Genomic DNA, 23,114 nt, shown 5'->3' with positions numbered 1-23,114 from the left:
TTCTGCAGAAGCATCTGAAACGAGCGCGGCGCCGTCGTCTCGCGCGTCAGGCCGCGTCTCTGTGGTGTTCGGAGGCGGACGCCCGGTGATGTGCCGCGCGTTCTCCCCCATGAATGAGACGAAGGTGACGTACCCGCCGACCGGTTCTCGGCGACGCTTCCCCGTTCATCCGGTCCTCGATGCGGTCCATGGCGATCATCAGAAGCCCCATGGCCGGCAAGAGCAAAAGAGCGACAACTAGCATTGGCAGCGTCCTCCTCGCAGCTTCTCTACTCGCCTGCCCCTCGCTGACATGCCCACGACCCCGATTTCATGGAGAGCCTGCAACGCTCTCTTCACATCTATAGCGTGAGCCGACGTGGGCCGCATTTCGTGACGGGGTGACGGAGCGGCGCTCCACCGACTTCCGCCCGGCCGCTTCGGCCGGGCGACGCCCGAGCGGCCTTCACCCATTTGGCTGGCATGAGAGTGGCCTTCGTCCCGCGACCGATGACTTTGGCCCCGAGTGAGGGATCCCGCGATGGACATGTGCCTCAGTGGTGTCGGACGGCAGACCGAGAGCCGACACGCACACAAGGGAAAGGAACACACTCGTGGGCATCATCGCCTGGATCCTGATCGGCCTCATCGCAGGGGCCATCGCCAAGGCCCTCACTCCCGGCAAGGACCCGGGAGGCTGCCTGGTGACGATGCTGATCGGCATCGTGGGCGGGCTGCTCGGCGGCTGGCTGGGCAAGCTGATCTTCGGCGTCCACTCGATCAACGGGTTCTTCCATCTGTCCACGTGGATCGCCGCCATCGTCGGTTCGGTGATCGTCCTGTTCATCTATCGCCTGCTCTCGGGCCAACGGTCCCGCTGACCCGATCCGGCGGTAGGCGAGAGTGGCCAATGTTCGAATTAGCTCACTTGTTCGAATCATCAGGTACGCTGGCCACATGGCAACGCACCAGCTCCAGGGATCACTCTTCGACCAGAGCGATGACGTACACCTGGGCGCCCTGGACGGGATCCACAGGACAGTCCTGGGCGACGGGGCGTGGATAGACCTCCTGCCGGGCTGGCTCAGTGGCGCCGACGTCCTGTTCGAACGCCTCGCCACGGACGTCCCGTGGAAGGCCGAACGCAGGCAGATGTACGAGAGGGTCGTGGACGTGCCACGCCTGCTCGCCTTCTACCGCGCCGGCCAACCACTCCCCCACGTCGTTCTCGACGAGGCCCGGCAGGCACTCTCCGCGCACTACGCCACCGAGCTCGGCGAGGCGTTCACGACGGCCGGCCTGTGTCACTACCGCGACGGGCGCGACAGCGTGGCCTGGCACGGTGACCGCATCGGCCGGGGTGCCCGCGAGGACACGATGGTCGCCATCCTCTCCGTGGGGGCACCCCGCGATCTGCTGCTCCGCCCACTCCACGGTGGCGAGACAGTCCGGCGCCCGCTCGGGCACGGCGATCTGATCGTGATGGGCGGCTCGTGCCAGCGCACCTGGGAGCACGCCATCCCCAAGTCGACCCGGGTCTCCGGAGGGCGCATCAGCATCCAGTTCCGGCCGCACGGGGTGCAGTGACCGGACATCCCTCCGGCGCACTCGACGAGGCGTGCGGCAAGCCCGGCTCATACGCTATAGTTGATCTTGAGCCTGCGGCCGGAACTCCCGGTAGCGGGCCCGGCGTTGGTCGTCCAAGGAAAGACGCCCCGCTTCCTGCGGGGAAATGCAGGTGCAAGGCCTGCCCAGCGCTCGCGACAAGCCCCGGTCTTTCACGAGACCGGGGCTTTTTTTGCGCGCTTCATCTCGTCACCGCCGCTAAAGTCTCCCGGGCCACTCAAGGTCAATACGAGGAGACGCAAGTGCACCCACTGGCGGTCGAACAGAACTTCCGGATGCGGGCCGGCCGGCTGCAGAGCTGGGGAATCGGTCTTCTCGCCTGCGCCTTGCTGCTCTGGATCTATGCCGCATGGCAGTTGTTCACGTCGTACGAGTCCACGTACAACAAAATCGACTGCCCCGCACCGGTCAACTCCGAGCCCAGGGACCTCTACTTCGAGGATTCCGGTGACGCGTACAACGCTGCGGCGCAATGCGCATCGGACCGGAACTGGCCCCAGCCGCTGGCTGCGTTGGTGGTTTCCGTCCCCCTGACCGCGATAGGCAGCGTCCTGTTCACCGCGGGAACGGTCAGCATCCGGCTGCGCCACCACCATGACGAACTGGAGAGGGCTCAGAGTTGAGGACACCGGGATGACCCGATTCCCCCGCCGCGCGATGAAGCGCGCCCAGGTGCGCATACCCCGCGCCAGGACCAGGCGTGCTTCGTACCGACCGCGAGCGGGGGCGCCCCCGCCTATGCCGAGCAGTTCCTCGCCGCGTTCGCCTCACGTCCCGACTGCGAACCCGCCGTCCTGCCGCTGTTCCGCCGCGAGCTCGACGACGCCGAAATCGAGGCCGTGGCCCGGACCTCGCGGGCGCGGCTGTGGCGGGTGGAGTCGGACGGGCGGGGCGGGGTCACCGAGCGCGCGTCGCCCTGCCGGGCGCTTGCGGGCCGAGCCTAGCCATTCAGTACCGCGGGTGTCGGGCCGTCGGGGCGCACGGTGATGCTGTACGCGGCTTTGGCCGGGGTGGAGTGGAAGCGCGGGACATGGGCGGGCAGCAGGTGCTCCAGGAGGACGGTCGACTCCCTGAGGGCGAACTGCAGGCCCAGGCAGGCACGGGGCCCGACGCCGAACGGGAAGTAGCTCCCCGGGTGAGTGGGGCGTCGCCCGGGGGTCGTGAAGCGGGCCGGATCGAATCGCCCCGGGTCTTCCCAGAGTTCGGGGTCCCGGTGCGTCAGGTAAGGGCAGACCAGTACATCGGTGCCCGCCTCGATCTCGTACCCGGCGAGCGTGTCGTCCTGCGCCGCGCTGCGCGGCAGCATCCAGGCGGACGGGTAGAACCGCAGCGTTTCGTGGACGAGCGCCTGGAGGGCCTGCCGGCGCTGGGGCGAGCCATCGGCTCCGGCGGCGAGAGCCTGCTCCCGCGCCTCCGGATTGCGGTCCAACAGGAGGTAGAGCCAGGTCAGGGTCGTGGCGGTGGTCTCGTGCCCGGCGACAAGGAGGGTGACGAGTTCGTCGCGGATCAGCCGGTCCGTGTACTCGGGACGCGTTTTCGCCGCATCGAGCAGGACATGCAGCAGGCCCGGACCGTCGGGTCCGGCCTCGGAGTCGCGCGCGGCGGCGATGGCGCGGCTGGCCACCGCGTCGATTCTGGCCAGCTCGTCGGCGACCACCCCTTGGGCGGCGGTGCCGTCGGCGGGCAGGCTGGGTAGCACGGCCAACACGGCGGGCACTGCGGCCAGTTCACGCTCAGCCTCGGGGCCGAGGGGATGCCCGGTCAGGGAACGCCAGATGACGTCAAGGGCGAAGCGGCGCATCTCGTCGCCGACGTCGAAGGCCTGCCCTGTGCGGGCGTATCCGTCCCAGCGTGCCGCCGTGGTCCGGGCGGCCTCGGCGATCCGCTGCTCGTAGCGCCGCATGCCAGGGCCGGTGAACTGGGACTGCAGCAACCGCCGTTGGCGCTGCCACGACTCCCCCGTCGCGGCAAGCACTCCGTCGCCGATCAGCAGTCGGGCGCGGTGTGAACGCTTGACGTACCGGTCGGCATTGAGCGCGAGCACATGCTGCACGGCTTCGGGGGAGGTGATCAGGACGGTCGGGCGCGGACCGAGCCGGAACGCGGCGACGCCACCGAGCCGTTCGCGCACCTGGGCGAAGAGGTCGATGAGTTCCCCTCCCCCGGCCTGCCACAGTTCGACGAGGGCGGGATCGAGCTCGGGGACCCGGCGCCCGGGAGGCGAAGGGAGGGAACCGGGGCGGGCGTGGGTGGCCACGGGGCTGCTCCTGTTCGACGGCTGTACGTCGGCACGGGCGGGTGTAGGCGTCACGCACTGTAGGGCAGTGGGAGCGCCGCCCGACAGTCCACGTCGGGGCGCCGGAGGGGCCGGGCGGCGGGCCCGGCCCCTGCGGTCAGTGGTCGACAGCCGGCGGACGGCGGACGGTCAGACGCGGTCGGCTGCGATCAGTACGTACTGGAAGGAGCCGTCCTTATAGGAATTGATGAACGCCTCCTCGATGCCGGTGACCAGGGACGACGTGGCCCGCAACTCCCAGTAGGGCAGGGTCGCGGGCGTCAGGTCCACGACGGCCTGCGGTACGAGACGGTTGTCGGCCATGGCGCGCAGGTACTCCCGGCGGGAGTGGATGTTGCACTCGAAGTGCGCGTTGATCTGGGAGACCCACTTCGACGGCTGGCCGTACCGCGGGTTCCAGCAGCCGGTGATGGTCACATAGCGGCCGCCGACCTCGAGGATCCGGGAGTGCTCGCCGAAGAGGTCGTGCAGGTCGACGTACATGGTCGACTCGTTGTTCCACGAGCCCGCGGCCTGCCCTGTCTCGAAGGGCATGTCGAGCATGTTGCACACCTGGGCCCTGACGTGATCCTGGATGCGGAGTTCCTGGGCGCGCTGGTTGGCGAACTCGGCCTGCTTGGCCGACAGGGTGACTCCCTCGACCTTGCATCCGAATCGCTGGTGCGCCATGACCATCGAACCGCCACGGCCGCAGCCGGCGTCCACGAGCGTGTCGTCGCTTCCGCGGGGTCCCATGTGGTTCAGGAGGACTTCGGCCTGCGCCGACTCCAGGCGGTGGAGCTCGGTGATCAGCTTCTTCTCGTGCTCGCTGTCGTCGGGGTCGCCCAGGGCGGCGTGGTCGACGTCGCCGATGCCGTAATGATGGTGATAGAGCCCGTCGACGTCGCCGAGGCGCAGGTTCACGGGCCTGGCCTCGTTGTTCCAGTAGCGCGCGATGTCGCCCTGATAGGGCGTCGCCGGGGCGGGGACGAACGCGGAGGCGCTGTTGACAGTGGTGAATTCAGTGCTGGTCACAGGTGATTCCGTCCTTACCAGAAATCGGGCAGGCTGTATCGGTAGGTGTTGGTCTGGTGCCAGTAGTGGTTGCCGTCGACCCATACGGCCACGCCCCGCAGGAAGCGCAGCAGGCTCGGGACGGGGCAGGAGGCGGCCAGGGCTGCGGCTTCGCTCTCGAAATCGCGCATGAGGTCGTTGTGGACCTCGACCGCCTTCAGATAGGCCTCACGGTCGGAGACGTCCTCGCGCTCGGCGATCACCACCGGCAGGTTCAAGTGCCGTCCGAGGCTGGCGAGTTCCTTCGTGTACGAGTACAGGTCGTTGACGATGGTGCTGGCGTTCCCGGCGAGCGCGAGGACCCGCTGCATGGCGGGCTGAGCATGCAGGTCCGTCGGCAGTTCGTAGCCGCCGACGGCGTCGGTGATGCCGGGGCAGGGCCGGAAGTTGTTGAACTGCCGCATCGCCAGGTACTCCCACACCTCGGGCGTGTGGTCCGTCTGGGCCCAGGCGGCCTCCGCGAGGTATCCCAGGTGCAGCCGTGCCATGTCGTGCCGGAAGCGGTCGGCCTGGGAGCCGGTGGATTGCCGGACGAAGTACTCCATCGCGGAGCGGTAGGCGCGCCGCGGGGCGTCCTCGTGGAGCGACTTGGCCCACTGGGGTTGGTACTCCTGCGTCGCGTGCAGGGGGTCGAGGGCGGTGTGCGCCAGTAGCAGGCGCCCCCCGAGCCCGATCGGCGAACCTCCGTGGTCCTCGCAGTAGCAGTCGTCGACCGCGTTCTCGGCGACCATGAGCCGGGTGGCGACCATCAGGTGCTCGATGGTCGGGGCGTCCGGGTGGCAGGCGACCATGTAGCGCCCGACGGAGAAGCCGTCGAACTGGCCCTCCCACTCGTCGGGGAACAGCTCGACCTCGTCGACCGCCCAGTCCTTGATCCGGCGGCTGACCTCCTCCACCCGCGCCGGGTCGGGCTCCGACACCGGGTGGTAGTAGAGCCCCGGGATGTGCAGGCTCTCCGTCGGCGGCTCGACCGCCGCGGGCGACGGCGGCTCCTCCCGCCGGCCCGGGTACAAGCTCGCCGTGCCCAGACTGCTGGGACCTCGCAGGACCCGCTCGATGGCGGGGTCCGGCACAGCGTCGGGCAGCAGAGGTACGGATTCTGCGGCAGGGAGAGGGACAGAGGGCGGGCCCGGCAGGACGTCGGGGGTTCGGAGGGCCGCGGCGGCGGGCGGGCTCGCGTGCAGAGGGGAAGACCCAGGATCGGGCATCCGTGGCTCCTTGTTGGGATGGGGTGGCCTTTTCCGGATCCGGGCATACGCGCCCGGCCCGGCAGGGTCCGGGCTGTCGTGGCCGTCCGACGGATGCTCTAGTCGCGCCTGCGGGCGATCTGCACGTTCTCAAGCACGCCGAGCGCGCTGGGCACCAGGATGGCGGCGGAGTAGTACGTGCTGACCAGGTACGAGAGGATCGCCTGCTCGCTGATGCCCATGAAGCGCACCGAAAGGCCCGGCTCGTACTCCTCAGGGAGGCCGGTCTGACGCAGACCGATGACGCCCTGGTTGTCCTCGCCGATGCGCATGGCGAGGATCGAGCTTGTCTGCTCCTTGGTGACGGGGATCTTGTTGCAGGGCAGGATCGGCACTCCGCGCCAGGCTGGCACCTGCTGCCCGCCGAGGTCGACGTGATCCGGATAGATCCCGCGGGCGTTGAGCTCACGCCCGATCGCCGCGATCGTCCTGGGATGAGCGAGGAAGAGCTTCGTGCCGCGGCGGCGGCAGAGCAGTTCGTCGAGGTCGTCCGGCGTCGGCGGGCCCGAGTGGGGCTGGATCCGCTGCTTGAAGTCGGCGTTGTGGAGCAGGCCGAACTCCCGGTTGTTGATCAGCTCGTGCTCCTGGCGCTCGCGCAGCGCCTCGATGGTGAGCCTGAGCTGCTCCTGGGTCTGGTTCATCGGCCCGTTGTAGAGGTCGGTGACCCTCGTGTGGACCCGCAGAACGGTCTGCGCGACGGAGAGTTCGTACTCGCGCGGCTTGAGCTCGTAGTCGACGAAGGCACCCGGCAGGGCGAATTCGCCGACGTGTCCGGCCGACATCGCGATCTCGGCTTCGCCGTGCTTGTTCTGACGCTGCTGAGGGAGCCGACTGAACTCGCGAAGGTGGGCCTGGAGGCTCGGCGCTGTGGAAAGCACGGCGTCGAAGTCGGCGCGCGTCAGGGTGAGCAGGGTGCCGGAGGTCTCGGCGGTCGCGGTGGAGTTCCATCTGGCGTCGGTGTCCAGAAGGGCGTTCTCCCCGAACCGGTCGCCGTCGGCAAGGACCGCGACGCCGACCTCGTCGCCGTATTTGCCGACGGAGTTCTGGTTGATCCGGCCGTGGGCGATCAGGTGGAGCTGCCCGGCGGGGGTACCGCGTTCGACAAGCACCTCGCCGGCGCGGAAGTCGCGCTGGACGCACCGGTCGGCGATCGCGGTCAGCACCTCCACGTCGTCGAAGCCGCGCAGCAGAGCCAGTTCGCCGAGTTCCCGAGGGATCACCCGGACGTCGACGCCGTCCTGGACGAAGTCGATGCGCCCGTCGCCGACGGTGTAGCTCAGCCGGCGGTTCACCCGGTAGGCGCCGCCCTTGGTCTCCACCCAGGGGAGCATCCGCAGCAACCAGCGAGAGGTGATCTCCTGCATCTGCGGGGCGGACTTGGTCGTGGTGGCGAGGTTACGGGCAGCCGCGGTGCCCAGGCTGGACTGCCTGGGTGGTTCCAACTGCGCATCCGGGCTTGTTTCAACGGTCATCGGGCGAGCTCTCCTTCGCGAGGGAGGTAATGCGCACAGGCGCGCCAACCGGCGAAACTGGAAGTAGAGGGGTAATCTCTTGGATTTCGTCCAGATCCGGGGACCATTTAACGGCCGTTGCGCCTCGCTCGCCCGATAAGACCGTTAGCAGCACTCGAAGCGGTGATCTTGCTTCTGCCGGGGTTTATCCCAATGAACCACGGCGTTCCGGCCAGTGGCCGAGAGGGCTTCCCTCAGTCGCGCAGGGGGGTGAACAGGTGTCCCCGCGATCCGGTGCGGTGTTCAGAGCGTTCAGACACCACTGGTCGGCCCCTTGCCAGCCAGTGGTGGTGCGCCTCGTGGTGAGTGGCCAGCTCCTGCCGGCGACGTCGGCCTCGACGAGTTCCGCGATCCGGCGCTCGTCGAAGTGGACGGCGAGGCTGTCCGCCATTTGGCGCCAGTAGGCGGGGCCGGTCAACTCACCTCTGTCGTACGGCTGTCGCCGCGCCCAATAGGCGTCCAAGAACGCCGGGGCGGGAACTTTCGCCGTACGGACGTTGGCCCGCGGCACTCGGGTCGCTCACTCACGTCCCTGCACCGCGGGCATCCTGCGTACCCCGCCCGCCCCGGCCACGGCCGTCGGCGAGCGGGGCGCGGGAAGTCAGGAGAGGTAGGCCTCCACTTCGCTGAACTGCGCGGCGGGCCAGCCGGTGTTGGCCGTGACGCGCAGCCGCAGATGGCGGACGTTGGGCGCGGAGGCGGGCAGCGTGATGGTCACCTTGTTGCCGCTCGCCGGGTCGAAGCGGTAGTCCTTCGCATCGGCCAGCGTGCTGTAAGAGGTGCCGTCGGCGCTGCCCTGGACGGACAGGGTCTGGGTCCTGGCCCCCCAGGCTGCGGGCGGCGGCAGCTTCAGGACCAGTCTGCGGACCGCCTCGGACTTGCCGAGGTCGACGGTGATCGACTGCGGGAAGGCGTTGTTGGTGGATTCCCAGTACGTCGCCGCGTCACCGTCGACCGCCTTGGCGGGGGTGTAGACGTCGGCGGATCCGCTCGCGGTGGCCGGGCGGTTCTTGGCGAGGTTGCGGTCGGGGTCGGGGTCGGGGTTGCCTGCGCCGGGCTTCGGCCAGGTCGAGCAGTCGTCCCAGGTGCTGCTCCAGCCGGAGTTCCCGCCGCCGTCGGTGAGGCTGAAGGTGCCGGAGCCGCTCGGGTAGGGGCAGTTGTAGATGCCGGCCGCGCCGACACCGGTGGCCTTCACGTTCGACATCTTCACCGCGCCGGGCGTCTCGGCCTGGACGACGACCGTGCCCACCTTGTCGATGGTCGTGCCGCTGATGTTCACGTTCTTCACGGCCTTGCCGGTGCCACCGCCCGAGACGAACTCGTACGCGCTCCAGGGGCTGTCGGTGATCGTCGTGTCGGTGATGTTCACCGTGGCCTCGATGGCACTGTCGTACGCGTCCACGCGCAACGCACCCATCGGGTGCTGCCAGTTGGGGTTCATGGCCCCGGTACGGACGAGGCTGTTGCCGGAGACCGTGATGGTGCCCGCCAGCGGGAAGAACGGGTCCAGGAACTTCTGGTTGGAGATGGCGATGCCGCTGCCGAGCGCGTTGGTGTCGAGGATCAGGTTGTCCTTGACGGTGATGTCGCGCCCGCCGTAGATGGCGATGCCGTTGGCGAGGTTGGGCTGCGAGATGGTGTTGCCGGCGAAGGTCGAGTCACTGTTGGTGGTGTTGAGGGCCCACATCGCCAGGGCGTCGTCGCCGGTGTTGCGCAGGAAGTTGTTGCGTACGTTGACACCCTTGGCCGTGCCGTTGAGGTTGAGGCCGTCGGCCGTCATGTCGAGGAAGCGGTTCTTCTCCACGACCAGGTTGTCGTTGTTGCCGGTCAGCCAGAGGCCGACCTTGAGGTGCTGCAGCCACATTCCGGAGACGGTGGAGTTCGGGCCGAGCGATCCGTTGACGAAGTTGTCCGGGTTGCTGTCGACCCGCTCGGTGACCTCGCCGATCACCGCGAAGTCATAAAGCCCCACCTTGCCGGTGGGTGCGCCCGACTGATCGATGAAGCGTGAACTGCGCACGATGGAGTGCCAGTTGCCCGCACCGCGGATCGTCACGTTGTCGACGTTGTTGAGTGACTGGGTGAGCTTGTACTCGCCCGGCGGGATCCACACCGTGCCGCCCTTGGCCGCCGCGATGGTCTCGCGGAAGGCCTGGGTGGAGTCGCCCTGGCCGGTGGGGTCGGCGCCCTTGTCGGTGACCGAGAGCGCGCCCGACGGCTTCGCAGCGGCTGCCGCCACCTGTTCGAAGTCGGCGACGTCGACGGTGACCTGGGTGGAGGAGGCCTCCAGCTTCACCTTGTCGCCGGACTGCAGGTTCTGGCCGAGCTGCAGCCGAGCGTTGTCGAAGAGGTGGTGGGTCTTGGCGCCCGCGATCCAGGGGGTGTCGACGTAGCTGTACTTCGACGTGACGGCCAGCGTCTTGGAGATCTTCTGACCATTGACGTACACGGCCATCGAGCCCGACTGACCGTCGGGGACGTTGTAGGCGACGTTCAGCGCGTTCGCGGCTTTGGTGAGCGTGAATTCGACGCTCTGCCCGGACGCGAGACGCACCGCCTGACGGCCCGACGCCTCCGAGGCGACCGTGCCCTGGGTGTGGTCGGGGCCGATCTTGGTGCCGTTCGTGGTCGCGCTCTCCGCCTCGATGGAGGTGAAGGGCAGCGTGGCGCCCGAAGCCGCCTTGGCCGCCCCGGTCGCCTCTGCGGCCTGCGCGCCGGTGGCCGTGAGGCCGGTGACGAGGGTGCCGACGAGGCCTGCGGTGGCCACGGCGGCGTACCACTTGTGGATGGGTCTTGGCATGCTCCTGCCAGATATATACATGGAGTGGTGCACCTTCCTTGTGAGTGGGGAGGTCAGTGCTCGTTCCTGGTGAGGTGAGTGGGGGGACGGCGGTGGCGCCGCGGTGCGGAAAGTCAGACGCGCAGCCAGACCGCCGTGTCCTGCGGCAGGCGGCCCGTGTCATCCAAGGGGCTGCTGGCCAGCAGGAGGCGTGTATGGGCGGGGAGTTCGTAGGGCGTGGGGGCGAGGTTGACGACGCAGGCCAGGCCCGGCTCACGCAGGAAGGCCAGGACGCCGTCGGCGGACGGTAGCCAGGTCAACGGGCCGTCGCCGAAGCCGGGTTCGATGCGGCGCAGGCGCAGAGCGGCGCGGTAGAGCGTGAGCATGGAGTGGGGATCGGCAGCCTGGAGATCGGCGGCGTACGAGGGCCAGCCCTCCGGCTGTGGCAGCCAGGGTCCTGTCATCGAGCCGAAGCCCGCGTGCGGTTCGGCGGCCGTCCAGGGCAGGGGAACCCGGCAGCCGTCGCGGCCCGGGTCGGCGCCACCGGAGCGGAAGTGCATGGGGTCCTGGATGCGGTCCAGGGGGATGTCGGCCTCGGGCAGGCCCAGTTCGTCGCCCTGGTAGATATAGACCGCGCCGGGCAGGGCGAGGGCGAGGAGGGCGGCGGCGCGGGCGCGGCGGGTGCCGAGCGCCAGGTCGGTGGGGGTGCCGAACACCTTCGTGGTGAAGTCGAAGCCGGTGTCGTCGCGGCCGTAGCGGGTGACCGTGCGGGTCACGTCGTGGTTGCAAAGCACCCAGGTGGCGGGGGCGCCGACCGGGGCGTGTTCGGCGAGGGTGGCCTCGATGGACGTACGCAGCTTCTGTGCATCCCAAGGGCAGGACAGGAACGAGAAGTTGAAGGCGGTGTGCATTTCGTCGGGCCGCAGATAGCGGGCGAAGCGTTCGGCGTCGGGGAGCCAGACCTCGCCGACGAAGACGCCCGCGTACTCGTCGGCGACGGCACGCCAGGAGCGGTAGATGTCGTGCAGTTCGTCGCGGTCGATGAAGGGGTGCGGGTCGATTCCCTCGATGAAGTCGGGCAGGTCGGGGTCCTTGGCGGGCAGAGCCGCGGAGTCGATCCGTACGCCTGACACTCCCCTCTCGAACCAGAACCGCAGGACGTCCTCGTGCTCCTGGCGGACCACGGGGTGGGCCCAGTTGAGGTCGGGCTGCTCCGGTGCGAAGAGGTGGAGGTACCACTCGCCGTCCTCGACGCGGGTCCAGGTCGACGCGGACGCCGAGAACTGGGATGGCCAGTCGTTGGGCGGGATTTCGCCGTGTGCGCCGCGGCCCGGGCGGAAGTGGAAAAGGTCGCGTTCGGGAGAGCCAGGACCTGCGGCCAGGGCGGCCTTGAACCACGCGTGCTGGTCGGAGACGTGATTGGGGACGATGTCGACGATGGTGCGGATGCCGAGCGTGCGGGCCTCGGCGATCAGCTTCTCGGCTTCGGCGACGGTGCCGAACGCGGGGTCGATGACGCGGTAGTCGGTGACGTCGTAGCCGCCGTCGACCATGGGTGAGAGGTACCAGGGGCTGAACCACAGGGCGTCGACCCCGAGTTCGGCGAGGTAGGGCAGCTTGGCCCGGACGCCCGCGAGATCCCCGGTGCCGTCGCCGTCACCGTCCGCGAAGCTGCGTACGTACACCTGATAGATGGCGGCCGAGCGCCACCAGGAGGCATCGGTCGGGGAGGTTACTGCCACGTGAGGTTCCTTTCGGGCAGGTGGGACCCCGTCGCCGCGGCGCTTGGCCGGTGGCGGGGTGCGCGGGGTGGGGCCCGAGGGGTCAGCCCTTGAGGCTGCCTGCGGTCAGGCCGCTCATGATGTTGCGCTGGAAGATCAGGAAGATGATCAGGGTCGGCAGCGAGGCGATGGCGAGGGCGGCCAGGAGCCAGTTCTCGGAGACGCTGGCGGCCAGGGAGTAGATGCCGACGTTCACGGTCTGCTTGCCGGGGTCGGGCAGGGTGAGCATCGGCCAGAGGAAGTCCTTCCAGACCGCGACCACCGCGAAGATCGACACGACACCGAGGATCGGCCGGGACAGCGGCAGGACCACGGAGCGCAGGGTGCGCAGGGACGAGGCGCCGTCGATGGCGGCGGCGTCAAGGAGCTCACGCGGAATGGAGTCGAAGAACCGCTTGAGCAGGAAGATGTTGAAGGCGTTGGTGACCGAGGGGAGCCAGATCGCCCAGGGCGAGTTGATGAGGTTGCGCTCCACGACCGGCACGTCCAGGACGGTCAGGTACTGCGGTACGACCAGGACGGTGGCCGGGATCATCAGGGTGAGCAGCATCATCCCGAGGATCGCCTTGCCGAATATGGGCCGCAGCTTGGAGAGCGAGTAGGCGGCGGCCACATCGAAGACCAGCTGGAAGGCGAGTGCGCCGAACGCGTAGTAGAGGGTGTTGAAGAGGAGTTGGGCCAGGTCCATCACGCCCCAGGCGTCCGCGTAGTTCTGCGGATGGATGGAGTCGGGAACCAGGGTGGGTGGTGTCTGGCCGAATTCCTGCGGCGACTTCAGACCGCTGGTGACCATCCAGTACAGCGGGCCGATGAAGACCAGGGTGAAGACGATCGTCACCACGGTGAAGGCGGTCCAGTACAGGACCTTGCCGCGGGGGCGGGCCAGCGTGGCCGGGGAGATCAAGGTGCGTGTGCTCATGTCCGTCGTCTCCCCCGGCTAGTCTTCGCTGCCGGCGCGGCTCAGTCGCGCGTACGCCGCCGAGAATCCGGCGAGCAGTACGAGCAGGATCAGGCCCAGGGCCGCCGCGCTGCCGTAGTTGTTGAAGGTGAAGGCGTACTGGTAAATGAGGTGGACGACGGTCAGGGTCGCGCCCTCGGGGCCCGCGCCGCCGGTGAGCAGGAACGGCTCCACGAACACCTGCATGGTGGCGATGATCTGCAGGAGAAACATCAGCGAGAGGATCAGCCGGGTCTGCGGAATGGTGACATGCCAGATCCTGCGGAATACGCCCGCGCCGTCCAGCTCGGCCGCCTCGTACAGCTCGCCGGGGATGGACTGCAGCGCCGCCAGGTAGATCAGCGTCGCGCCGCCCATGTTCATCCAGGTGGCGGCGATGACCACGGAGACCATCGCGGTGTCGGTGTCCTGCAGCCAGGCCTGTCCGGGCAGGCCGACGGCTTCCAGGATGCGGTTGAACAGGCCGTATCCGGGATCGTAGAAGTACTTGAAGAGCAGCACGGATGCCACGGGCGGCAGCATCACCGGGAGGTAGACGAGCAGTCTCAAGTAGCCGCGGCCGTGCCGGAATTCATTGAGTATGAGGGCGATGGCGAAGGGGACGGCGAAGCCGAGGACCAGCGCGAGCGCGGTGAACAGCAGTGTGTTGCGCCACGCCTGCCAGAAGGCCGGGTCGTTGAAGATGTAGGTGAGGTTGGACCAGCCGGCCCAGACCGTCTCGCCGTTCTCGGTCTTCTGGAAGGCCAGGATGAATTCCCTGACCATCGGGTACCAGGAGAAGATCGCGAAGCACAGGAGGGCGCCGATCAGGAAGCCGTGCGCGGTGAGATTGCGCTTCAACGCCTGTCGGAACGCGCCGCGTTCGGGGCGGGCGGCCCGGCTGTCCGTCTGCGGGGACGGCCGGGCCTTGTTCTTGGAGAGGGTGGGTGCGGACATCACTGGTTGGCCAGAACCTGGTTGACCTGTTGTTCGGCGGTCTTCAGGAGCTTGTCCGCGTCGGCGTCCTTGTTGGTGAGGACGGCCGACATCAGCGTGTCGAGGACCTTGTAGACCTCCTGAGCCTTGGGCGGCTCGGCCTTGCCCGTGACCGGCTTGTCGGTGAAGGCCTGGAAGTTCTCGACGGGCATGGTCGAGCTGGCCGCGCGAGCCTTGTCGTCCTTGGTCTTGCTGTCACCGGTCCAGAAGTTCGGCTGCGGCAGACCGACGGGCAGCCCGTCCGCCTTGGTGCGGGCCCAGTCGAACTGTCCCTTGCCGGGCTGGAGGAACTTGAAGTTGATCCAGGCGATCGCGGCCTTGATCTGGTCGGGCGAACTGCCCTTCTTGATCATGTAGTCGTTGCCGCCGAAGAGCGTGGCCTTCTGGCCGGGTATCGGGCCCATCCCGAAGTCGTCGTACTTCGCGCCGAGGTTCTGCACCATGTACGTGATGTCGTCGGGCGCGGCGAGGAACATGCCCAGCTTGTCGGCGGCCATCTGCTTCTGCAGGTCGCCCCACTTCAGGAGCTGCGTCTTGCCCATGCTGTTGTCGTCCCAGCGCATGGCCTTGAGGTTGTCGACGATTGTCTTGCCGGTGTCGTTGTTGAAGGCGGCCTTCTTGCCGTCCTTGCTCACGATGTCGCCGCCGAGGCCGTAGGTGGTGGCGGTGAAGTGCCAGCCGCCGTTGTTGCCCGCGCTGTACTCGCCGAAGCCCGAGACGCCGTCGCCGAGGGCGGCGATCTTCTTGGCGGCCGTGCGGACCTCGGCCCAGGTGGTCGGGGGCGAGTTGGGGTCGAGCCCGGCCTTCTTGAAGAGCTTGCGGTTGACGAGCAGGCCCATCGTGTAGTTGCTGTAGGGCAGACCGTAGAGCTTGTCGTCCTTCTTCAGGACGCCCAGGACGTTCGGGTCCATGTCTCCGAGGGCCGGGACCGACTTGTCGTTGACGTAGGCGCTGATGTCCTGGGCGCCGTCGTTGTCCATGACCTGCTGCAGGTCGGTGAAGTAGGTGTAGAAGACGTCCGGTTGGGACTTCGCCTTCAGCATCGCCGTGAAGCGGGGAGGCTCCAGGCAGGGGTCGGTCTGCTTCCCCTTGATCGTGACGTTCGGGTACTTCTTGTTGAACGCCGCGACGTCCTCCTTCCACTGCTTGAGCTCGGCCTTCTCGGCGGCCGGCGGCATGCAGTCGATGGTGAGCGTCACCTTGGTCTTGGGATCCAGCGGGGCGGCGGCGTTGGCCGCGTTGGCGCCGTTGTCCCCGCCGGAATCGCCGTTGTCACTGCTGCTGGTGCCGCAGGCCGCGAGGGCGGTGAGGGCAAGCGCGGAGGCGACGGCGACCGTGGCCGTACGGCGGTGGGCGCGGATCGTGGTGCGGCCGACGGCACCGCTGGGTGTGCTGCTCGGCGTGCCGCTTGGTGTGCGGCGGCGGATACGTCGGAAGTACGGCATTCCGGAGCTGCTCATCGGTGGACCCCTTTGGACAGCGCCGCCCGCCCGTGGGGGCAGGACGGCTTGGCAGGAGCGGGAAGCCCACAGCTGCGCAGACTGTGTGGCGGCGCTCACTCAAGCACCGACAACAGATCTGCGCAATATCTCGCGCGATGATTGAAATAAATTGACAGTACGAGGGCAAGAGGCGCCCGGCGGCCCACAAGCCCTTTCTGTGCCTACGCCTGTGCCTACTCCTGCGGCGGCTGTCCCGTCGAGCCGCGCACCACCAACTCCGGCTCGAAGAGCAGTTCCTCCGTGGGCACCGCACTCCCCCCGATCTTCAGGGTGAGGATCTCGACCGCGGCACGCCCCATGGCCTCGATCGGCTGACGCACCGTGGTCAGCGGGGGGTCGGTGCAGGTCATGAACGCCGAGTCGTCATAGCCGACCACGGACACGTCGTGCGGGACGCCGAGCCCGCGGCGGCGCGCGGCGCGCACCGCGCCCAGGGCCAAGGGGTCGCTCGCGCAGACGATGCCGGTGACGCCGGAGTCCAGGAGCCGTCCGGCGGCGGCCTGGCCACCCTCGATCGAGAACATCCCCCGCGAGATGTGCTCATCGGGCAGTTCACCACCGGCCTGCTCGGCGATCACCCGGGCGGCGGCGAGCTTGCGCTGCGACGGCATGTGGTCGGCGGGCCCGAGCACCAGGCCGATGCGGCGGTGACCGAGCGAGGAGAGGTGGCGCCAGGCCTGCTCGACCGCCACCGCGTCGTCGCAGGACACCGCGGGAAATCCGAGCCGCTCGATGGCCGCGTTCACGAGAACCACCGGGATCTTGCGCGCCGCGAGCCGCTTGTAGTGCTCGTGCGGGGCGTCCGCCTGCGCGTACAGCCCACCGGCGAACACGACGCCGGACACCTGCTGTTGGAGCAGCAACTCGACGTAATCCTCCTCGGAGACCCCGCCCTTGGTCTGGGTGCACAGCACCGGGGTCAGCCCCTGCTGGGCGAGCGCACTTCCGATCACTTCAGCGAACGCCGGGAAGATCGGGTTCTGCAGCTCGGGCAGCACAAGACCCACGAGCCGGGCCCGCTCGCCGCGCAGCTGTGTGGGCCGCTCGTACCCCAGGACATCCAGGGCCGAGAGCACGGACTGCCGGGTCGCGTCGGAGACCCCGGGCTTGTTGTTGAGCACTCGGCTGACCGTGGCCTCGCTGACCCCGACCTTCCGCGCCACCTGAGCAAGTCGTCGCGTCATGAACGCAAGAATAGTGTAATTCTTGCGTTCTGTTTGCGTGCTCGCTGAATCTGGCCGGGATCGCTCCGCGCGAGCGGCGGGCTACGTGTGCCGAGCGCCACCGGGGACCGAACGGGTGAGGGCGGATCGTTTCGGCGGCGGAGGTCCGTGAATTGAGATATCCCTGCTGGTCAGGACGGGAATGCGGGATGCGTTCACGTGCCATGACCAGCAAAGGAAAACGATCCATGCGTCTTCGTCACTCACTGGCCGCCGCGGCCGGTGCCGCCGTGCTGATCCTGACCGTGCCCGGCTCCGCGTACGCGGCAGAGGGCGACTTCAGCTACACGTACATCGGCAGCGCGGGCGAGGAAGGGCAGGTCACCCTGCACGACCCGGCCGACGGGGAGTGCATCATGCTCGCCGAGGCGGCCCAGGAGTACACCCAGCCACCCGCCCACTCCCCCAGGAATCGCACCGACTCCTACGCGATCGTCTTCACGAACGCCGACTGCTCGGGCGACAACTTCACGCTGCGCCCCCACACCGGTGGCGCGAGCGAGCGGTTGAAGCTCCGGTCGATCCTGTTCGTCTGACCTCCGGTCACTCGCTGTCGGACGAGCGCGGATTCTCCATGCGGGAGAGCCAGGTGGCGAGCAGCCCTTCGAGCGCCTCGGCCTCCGTAGGCGTCAGCAGGTCCCGCAGGCGGCGTTCATTGAGCATGTGGTCGGTGAACGCCCGGTCGATCAGTTCGCGTCCGGGGCGGGTGAGGGCGACGATCCTGCCGCGCTGGTCGTCGTCCGAGCGGCGGCGGGCGACGAGTCCTGCCCGTTCCAGGCGGTCGATTCTCTTCGTCATCGCGCCGGTGGTGACCATGGTGTGGGCGGCGAGTTCGCCGGGCGCGCGCTCGAAGGGCTCACCGGCGCGGCGCAGCGCGCACAGGACGTCGAACTCTCCCTCGTTGAGGCCGTAGCGGCCGTAGACGAGGCAGAGTTCCTCGGTGAGCCGGCCGGCCAGGCGGTGCAGTCTGCCGATCACGCCTTGCGGGGAGACATCGACGTCGGGCCGTTCGCGGCGCCAGTCGGCCTGGATGCGGGCTACGCGGTCCAGCGGTTGCGGGTCGTCCATGCACACCATGGTAGCTTCCCAGGAAGCTATATTAGCTTCCATGGAAGCTAACGCGCGCTGGGTGGCTCTGACCGCAGTCGCACCGGTGGCCTGGGGAACCAACTACTTCGTCACCCATGAGTTCCTGCCCGCGGACAGCCCGCTCTACGGGGCCGCCCTGCGGGCGCTGCCCGCCGGGCTCATCCTGCTGGCCCTGCGCAGGCAGCGACCGCGCGGCGTCTGGTGGTGGCGGTCCGCGGTGCTCGGGCTGCTCAACGTGAGCGTGTTCTTCGTGCTCGTCTATGCCGCATCGCAGCTGCTCCCGACGAGCATCGCCTCGACCGTCATGGCGGTGTCTCCGCTGGCGATGATGCTCATCGCCTGGGCCCTGGTGTCCGAGCGGCCCGGCATCGCACACCTGGCCGGAGCCGCGATCGGCCTCGGCGGCGTCTGCCTCATGCTGCTCACGGGAACAACAGACGTGAGCGTGCCGGGCGTCCTCGCATCGGCCGCGGCCATGCTGGTGTCGTCCTTCGGCTACATACTGACCAAGCGGTGGAGCACCGATACCGACGTGCTCGCCTCGACCGCCTGGCAGCTCACCGCCGGAGGCCTGTTCCTGCTGCCGGTCGCCGCGGCCGTGGAAGGCCCGCCGCCCCAACTCTCCACACCAGCACTCCTCGCGTTCGGCTACGTCACCCTGGTCGCCACCGCGTTGGCCTTCGCCGCCTGGTTCACCGGGCTGCGGCACCTGCCCACGGGAACAGTGGGCTTGATCGGACTGCTCAACCCCGTCACCGGCGTCCTGCTGGGGACCATGGCCGCCGGAGAGGTGCTGACGGTCCGGCAACTCTGCGGCCTTGCCCTCGTCCTGGCCGGAGTCGTCCTTGGCCGGCCCTCACGCGCGGGCCGACCCGGCAGCGGTCAGGCGCCTCCCCGTCCGGCATCCGACGAGTACCCACAGGCGGCGTCGGGCGTCACGCAGCCATGAGCATCACATAGCCGCGTCGACGTCACGGGACACGGGCGACCGCGACGTAGAAACCGCTCAACTCGGCCTTCGGAGCAGGCGAATCCTTGTACCAGTGCGTAGCCGTCACCAGGCCGGGCTCGACGAGTTCCAGTCCCTCGAAGAAGCGCTCGACCTCGGCGCGGCGTCGCATCCGCAACGGCACCTGGCCCTTCTTGTAGGTGTCGGTGACGGAATCCGCGAGGTCGGGGTGCTCGTCGGTGGTGCCGTGGGAAAGGACCAGATAGCTGCCGGACGGCAACGCGTTCACCAGGGTGCGCGTGAGGCCGTAGGGGTCCTCCTCGTCGGTGATGAAGTGCATCAGGGCGATGAGGGAGAGCGCGATGGGCTGGTTGAAGTCCAGGAGTCCACGGGCGTGGTCGAGGATCGCCTCGGGCTCGCGCACGTCCGCCTGAACATAGTCCGTGGCGCCTTCCGGGCTGCTGACCAGCAAGGCTTCGGCGTGCCGCAGCACGATGGGGTCGTTGTCGGCGTACACGACCCGGCAGCTGGGAGCGATCGCCTGGACGATCTGGTGAAGGTTCGGCGCGGTGGGAATGCCGGTACCGATGTCGAGGAACTGCCTGACACCGTTGTCAGCCAGCCAAGCGGCGGCGCGGTGCATGAACGCCCGGTTCCGCCCCGCGTTCGCGCGCGCCTCGGGCGGCAGCTTCTCGCCCAGCTCCTGGTCGACGAGGTAGTTGTCCTTACCGCCCAGAAGCCAGTCGTAGACACGCGCCGGGTGCGGTTTGCTGGTGTCGATGAGGGCGTTGGCGTCTTCTGCAGTCATCCGTGGCTCCACTACGTGTCTGACCGGTCTCCGTGTGCGGCGGGCGACGTGCGCTCCGCCCAAGGCGGCAAGGATCGTCCGAGCCTACAGGTGGAAAGGTCAACTGTTCCGGCTGGTGAGAGAGTTCGTCGCGGCTCTTGCTAGAGCTGCCGCAGGTGATCGCGAAGGCTGCGGGCGGCCTGCGCCAAGAGGGCGTCGGCGCCGGGCTGCACGCTGGCCGGCACGAGGGACTCGGTCATGGCCGCGATGGCGAAGGACTGGCCGTCGGAGTGCTCGACGACACCGATCTCGTGACGGAGGTTGAGCAGGGTGCCGGTCTTGGAGGACCAGGTGCTTGCGTCGGAGCTGAAGTCCGGGGCAAGGCGGTGCCGCAGCACGTTGTGGGCCATGAGGTCGCGCACCCGCTCGGCCACGTCCGGATGGATCTTCGACGGCGTCCACAGCGCCTGCAGCAGGTCGACATAGGTGCGTGCACTGCCGCTGTTGGCGCGGGTGGTGTCGAGCTGCGGCACCCGGTGTCCCCGGCCGCTGGTACCGGCGTCGATGGCCAGGGCGTGGGCGAGATGGGCCTGGTCGGCGCCGAAGCGTTCCACCGGCGTGTCGGACAGTTCGCCGACGTTGTGCCGGACGGCGATGCCCCGGATGCCGAGCTCGTGGAGGATGCCGGTGACCTGGGTGGGCGGGGTGAGCTCGAACAGCGCGTCGGCGGCCATTCCGTCGCTCAGGCAGGTGCTCAGGTAGAGAAGGTCGTCGATCGCGATCCGTGCGGGGTGGCGGAACCGGCTCAGTCCGGTGGGGCCTGGCGTGGTGATCCGTCCGGGCTGCACCTCCAGCGTCGTCGCTCCGTCGAGTTCGCCACGGCGGATGCGCTCGACCGTCGCGAGCGCGAGCGGGAGCTTGACCAGGGATGCGGAGGGCAGGTGGGTGTCCGCCTCGATCCCCAGCTCGTCTCCCGTGTGCAGATCCCGTACGAGCAGACAGCCGTGCAGGCCGCCGTCGCGCAACTCCTGGCGTATGTCGCGCAGCAGTGCCTCGGTGCTCACGCCACCGTGCATGTCACCACCCCTGCCGCTCCCTGTGCCGCCACCCGCGCTGCCGTACATGCCACCACCACCCGCACCACCGTCCACGCCCCGACCCTGCCACCGTTCATGCTGCGGTTCCTCCCTCGGTCCCGGCCGGGGCGTCCGCGCCCAGGCAGCGGGCTATGGCGCCGCCCAGGCGCGCTTCGACGGGCTGCGGATTGCCGTCCGCCGCGGCGGCCAGGGCGAATCCCCGGCCGAGCGTGATCTCGCCGATGGGCCGCCAGGTCAGGCCGAGTTCCTCGGCCTGTGCGAGGGAGCACAGCAACAGGTCGCCCGAGCAGAGGACTTCGGCCGCGGCGCTCGTCAGGTCGGCCGCGGCGACGAGCTGCGCGGGGCGCAGGCCCACCGCGTCACGCAGACGCGTCAGAGGGTCGCGGATGTGCGGCACATCGTCCTCCGGCTGGATCCAGACGCGGCGGGCCGGGCCGGGAGAGGCGCGTCCGACCCGCAGCGTTTCGAGGTAGACACGCTGCACGCGGGGCTCCTGTGCACCGGCGAGCCCGAGCGGCACGGCCCACGCCGCCTCGTCCGCGGGCACCGCGAGCAGGGCGGCGCGCACCTGCTGCGCGCGCAGGAGCTCCCTGCGTTGTGTCGGAGCCGCGACCCGCAGGTCGAGCGTGATCCCGTGGCCGCGCGCCTCGGCGACGAGGCGGGCGAGACCGACCGTGGAGCAGACGCCGGGCACCGCGAGCCGCCACGGCTTGAGCTTGACGGCTTCGGCCTCGTCGAGGAGTACGTCGGCCGCCTGCACGAGCTGCCGGGCCGTCGGCAGCATGTCCCGCCCGAAGGGGGTGAGGACGGCACGCCGCGACGTGCGCTCGAACAGCGGCTCACCGAAGCGTTCTTCCAGGGCCGCGACACGACGGCTCGCCACCGACTGCGACATCCGAGCCGCGGCCGCTCCGTCGGTGAAGCTGCCGTACTGGCTGACGCTGACGAATGCGCGACACGCTCCCACCAGATCCACGCCCCGCACCCTATGCCAGATCAGCATGGAATCGCGCATGAGCGTATTGGACCGCATACGCACCCCGGCGCGAGGGTGGCTCCGGCACTCACACCCACGTACCGGGACGGATCCGTGCCGCTCCGTCCCCTATGCGCCCTGCCTCTGGGGCGCCCTGGAGGTTCGGCCCATGCAGCACACCCGTGACACCCGTGCCCGTCGCACCGTTCTCGGTGCGCTGGCCACTCTCTGTCTCGTCCCACTCCTGGCCTGCGGGGAAGGCGACTCCTCAGCCTCGTCGTCCTCCACGCCGACCACGAGGCCCGCGGGAGCCACCAAGTCCACGCAGGCGACGAAGGCGTTCACCGGCGACTTCAAGAAACTTGAGCGCAAGTTCGACGCGCGCCTCGGTGTCCACGCCGTCGACACCGGCACGGGGCGCGAGGTGTCCTACAACGCCGGTGAGCGCTTCGCCTACAACTCCACGTTCAAGGCGCTGGAGGCCGGAGCCGTACTGCGCAAGTACTCCCTGAGCGGCCTCGACCGCAAGGTCACGTACTCCAAGGATGATCTGGTCGCCAACTCCCCCGTGACCGAAAAGCACGTCGAGACCGGCATGACCCTGGGCGAGCTGTGTGACGCCGCCGTCCGCTACAGCGACAACACCGCGGCCAACCTGCTCTTCGACAAGCTCGGCGGCCCCAAGGGCCTGGACGCCGTGCTCGAGGACCTGGGCGACGACGTCACGCGGATGGATCGCCGCGAGCCCCATCTGAGCGGGTGGGTCCCGGGCGAGAAGCGGGACACGACCACGCCGCGGGCGTTCGCCGAGGACCTGCGCGCGTTCGTCCTCGGGGACGTCCTGCGCAAGGGCGAACGCGCACAGCTCACCAAGTGGCTGCAGACCAATACCACCGGCGACAAGACCATCAAGGCCGGTGTGCCCAAGAACTGGGTGGTCGGCGACAAGACAGGAACCGGCGCCTACTACGGCGCCCGTAACGACATCGCCGTGGTGTGGCCGCCCGACGGTGCCCCCATCGTCCTGGCGATCTTGTCGCACCGCGCCGATAAGGACGCCGAGCCCGACGACAAGCTCATCGCTGAAGCGGCTTCCGTGGCCGTCGACTCGCTGTCGTAGCAGGGCGTACTCGCTGTCGTAGCACCAGGCACTCGCTGCCGTAGCAAGAGGTACGGCGTCGGGGGGGGCCCCCGGCGGGCGGCCCCCCCCCGCCGGCCGAGCCACCAACCAGCCCGGCCCCCCCGGCCCGGGGTGCGACCACCAAAAAAACCAGCCCGCCCCCGGG

General features: G+C 68.7%; 20 protein-coding genes. 6 read left to right on the top strand and 14 right to left on the bottom strand.

Features of this window, described 5'->3' with window-relative positions; translation table 11 throughout:
• Positions 1 to 593: 593 nt before the first annotated feature.
• From ACFQ7F_RS36225 to ACFQ7F_RS36215, 3 genes are all read left to right on the top strand, one after another.
• Positions 594 to 860: a GlsB/YeaQ/YmgE family stress response membrane protein gene (locus ACFQ7F_RS36225; RefSeq protein WP_383280327.1), complete on the top strand. Its 267-nt coding sequence runs from the start codon at positions 594 to 596 to the stop codon at positions 858 to 860.
• Between the two features lie 76 nt (positions 861 to 936).
• Positions 937 to 1,566, top strand: a complete 630-nt coding sequence (locus ACFQ7F_RS36220) for an alpha-ketoglutarate-dependent dioxygenase AlkB (protein ID WP_383280325.1) — start codon at positions 937 to 939, stop codon at positions 1,564 to 1,566.
• Positions 1,567 to 1,847: 281 nt separating this feature from the next.
• On the top strand, positions 1,848 to 2,228 hold the full coding sequence (locus tag ACFQ7F_RS36215) for a hypothetical protein (protein WP_383280322.1): 381 nt from the start codon (positions 1,848 to 1,850) through the stop codon (positions 2,226 to 2,228).
• Between the two features lie 317 nt (positions 2,229 to 2,545).
• On the opposite strand, the gene ACFQ7F_RS36210 is transcribed toward ACFQ7F_RS36215, so the two are convergent.
• The 10 genes from ACFQ7F_RS36210 to ACFQ7F_RS36165 form a co-directional block, all read right to left on the bottom strand.
• Positions 2,546 to 3,862, bottom strand: a complete 1,317-nt coding sequence (locus tag ACFQ7F_RS36210) for a cytochrome P450 (protein WP_383280319.1) — start codon at positions 3,860 to 3,862, stop codon at positions 2,546 to 2,548.
• Between the two features lie 168 nt (positions 3,863 to 4,030).
• Positions 4,031 to 4,915, bottom strand: a complete 885-nt coding sequence (locus tag ACFQ7F_RS36205; RefSeq protein WP_383280317.1) for a geranyl diphosphate 2-C-methyltransferase — start codon at positions 4,913 to 4,915, stop codon at positions 4,031 to 4,033.
• Between the two features lie 14 nt (positions 4,916 to 4,929).
• The gene (locus ACFQ7F_RS36200) at positions 4,930 to 6,162 is read right to left on the bottom strand and encodes a family 2 encapsulin nanocompartment cargo protein terpene cyclase (protein ID WP_383280314.1); all 1,233 of its coding nucleotides are present in this window, start codon (positions 6,160 to 6,162) and stop codon (positions 4,930 to 4,932) included.
• A 98-nt stretch (positions 6,163 to 6,260) separates the two neighbouring features.
• Positions 6,261 to 7,673, bottom strand: a complete 1,413-nt coding sequence (locus ACFQ7F_RS36195; RefSeq protein ID WP_383280311.1) for a family 2B encapsulin nanocompartment shell protein — start codon at positions 7,671 to 7,673, stop codon at positions 6,261 to 6,263.
• A 640-nt stretch (positions 7,674 to 8,313) separates the two neighbouring features.
• Positions 8,314 to 10,512, bottom strand: coding sequence for a discoidin domain-containing protein (locus ACFQ7F_RS36190; RefSeq protein ID WP_383280309.1), 2,199 nt, complete (start codon positions 10,510 to 10,512; stop codon positions 8,314 to 8,316).
• Between the two features lie 113 nt (positions 10,513 to 10,625).
• Positions 10,626 to 12,233: a glycoside hydrolase family 13 protein gene (locus ACFQ7F_RS36185; protein ID WP_383280306.1), complete on the bottom strand. Its 1,608-nt coding sequence runs from the start codon at positions 12,231 to 12,233 to the stop codon at positions 10,626 to 10,628.
• Positions 12,234 to 12,315: 82 nt separating this feature from the next.
• Positions 12,316 to 13,191 (bottom strand): carbohydrate ABC transporter permease, encoded by an 876-nt coding sequence (locus ACFQ7F_RS36180; RefSeq protein WP_383280303.1) that lies wholly within the window; start codon positions 13,189 to 13,191, stop codon positions 12,316 to 12,318.
• A gap of 18 nt (positions 13,192 to 13,209) precedes the next feature.
• On the bottom strand, positions 13,210 to 14,166 hold the full coding sequence (locus tag ACFQ7F_RS36175) for a carbohydrate ABC transporter permease (RefSeq protein WP_383280301.1): 957 nt from the start codon (positions 14,164 to 14,166) through the stop codon (positions 13,210 to 13,212).
• The gene (locus ACFQ7F_RS36170) at positions 14,166 to 15,665 is read right to left on the bottom strand and encodes an extracellular solute-binding protein (RefSeq protein WP_383280297.1); all 1,500 of its coding nucleotides are present in this window, start codon (positions 15,663 to 15,665) and stop codon (positions 14,166 to 14,168) included. Before ACFQ7F_RS36170 ends, ACFQ7F_RS36175 begins: the two co-directional genes overlap by 1 nt.
• Positions 15,666 to 15,880: 215 nt before the next feature.
• The gene (locus ACFQ7F_RS36165; protein WP_383280294.1) at positions 15,881 to 16,891 is read right to left on the bottom strand and encodes a LacI family DNA-binding transcriptional regulator; all 1,011 of its coding nucleotides are present in this window, start codon (positions 16,889 to 16,891) and stop codon (positions 15,881 to 15,883) included.
• 227 nt (positions 16,892 to 17,118) lie between these two features.
• Here ACFQ7F_RS36165 and ACFQ7F_RS36160 point away from each other — a divergent pair, with 227 nt between their 5' ends.
• Positions 17,119 to 17,466, top strand: coding sequence for a hypothetical protein (locus tag ACFQ7F_RS36160; protein WP_383280291.1), 348 nt, complete (start codon positions 17,119 to 17,121; stop codon positions 17,464 to 17,466).
• Positions 17,467 to 17,473: 7 nt separating this feature from the next.
• Here ACFQ7F_RS36160 and ACFQ7F_RS36155 read toward each other — a convergent pair whose 3' ends face one another.
• Complete coding sequence (locus ACFQ7F_RS36155; RefSeq protein ID WP_383280289.1) at positions 17,474 to 17,998, bottom strand: MarR family winged helix-turn-helix transcriptional regulator; 525 nt, start codon at positions 17,996 to 17,998, stop codon at positions 17,474 to 17,476.
• 40 nt (positions 17,999 to 18,038) lie between these two features.
• Between ACFQ7F_RS36155 and ACFQ7F_RS36150 the strand changes: the two genes are divergently transcribed.
• Positions 18,039 to 18,968, top strand: coding sequence for a DMT family transporter (locus ACFQ7F_RS36150; RefSeq protein WP_383280286.1), 930 nt, complete (start codon positions 18,039 to 18,041; stop codon positions 18,966 to 18,968).
• A 22-nt stretch (positions 18,969 to 18,990) separates the two neighbouring features.
• Here the strand turns inward: ACFQ7F_RS36150 and ACFQ7F_RS36145 are convergent, their stop codons facing one another.
• The 3 genes from ACFQ7F_RS36145 to ACFQ7F_RS36135 all read right to left on the bottom strand — a co-directional run bounded on the left by ACFQ7F_RS36145 (position 18,991) and on the right by ACFQ7F_RS36135 (position 21,828).
• Entirely contained in the window at positions 18,991 to 19,776 is a 786-nt protein-coding gene (locus tag ACFQ7F_RS36145) for an SAM-dependent methyltransferase (protein ID WP_383280283.1), read from the bottom strand.
• 140 nt (positions 19,777 to 19,916) lie between these two features.
• A complete protein-coding gene (locus tag ACFQ7F_RS36140; RefSeq protein ID WP_383280280.1) occupies positions 19,917 to 20,819 on the bottom strand; it encodes a serine hydrolase in 903 nt (300 codons plus the stop codon).
• A gap of 106 nt (positions 20,820 to 20,925) precedes the next feature.
• Entirely contained in the window at positions 20,926 to 21,828 is a 903-nt protein-coding gene (locus ACFQ7F_RS36135; RefSeq protein ID WP_383280278.1) for a LysR family transcriptional regulator, read from the bottom strand.
• Between the two features lie 169 nt (positions 21,829 to 21,997).
• On the opposite strand from ACFQ7F_RS36135, the gene bla reads away from it, so the two are divergent.
• Positions 21,998 to 22,948, top strand: coding sequence for a class A beta-lactamase (gene bla, locus ACFQ7F_RS36130; RefSeq protein WP_383280275.1), 951 nt, complete (start codon positions 21,998 to 22,000; stop codon positions 22,946 to 22,948).
• Positions 22,949 to 23,114 lie beyond the last annotated feature (166 nt).

It is taken from the genome of Streptomyces sp. NPDC056486 (genome assembly GCF_042795295.1).
In the GTDB taxonomy this organism is placed as follows: Bacteria; Actinomycetota; Actinomycetes; order Streptomycetales; family Streptomycetaceae; genus Streptomyces.
Note: the sequence above shows the minus strand (reverse complement) of the source record. Positions and strands in the feature narration are given on the sequence as shown.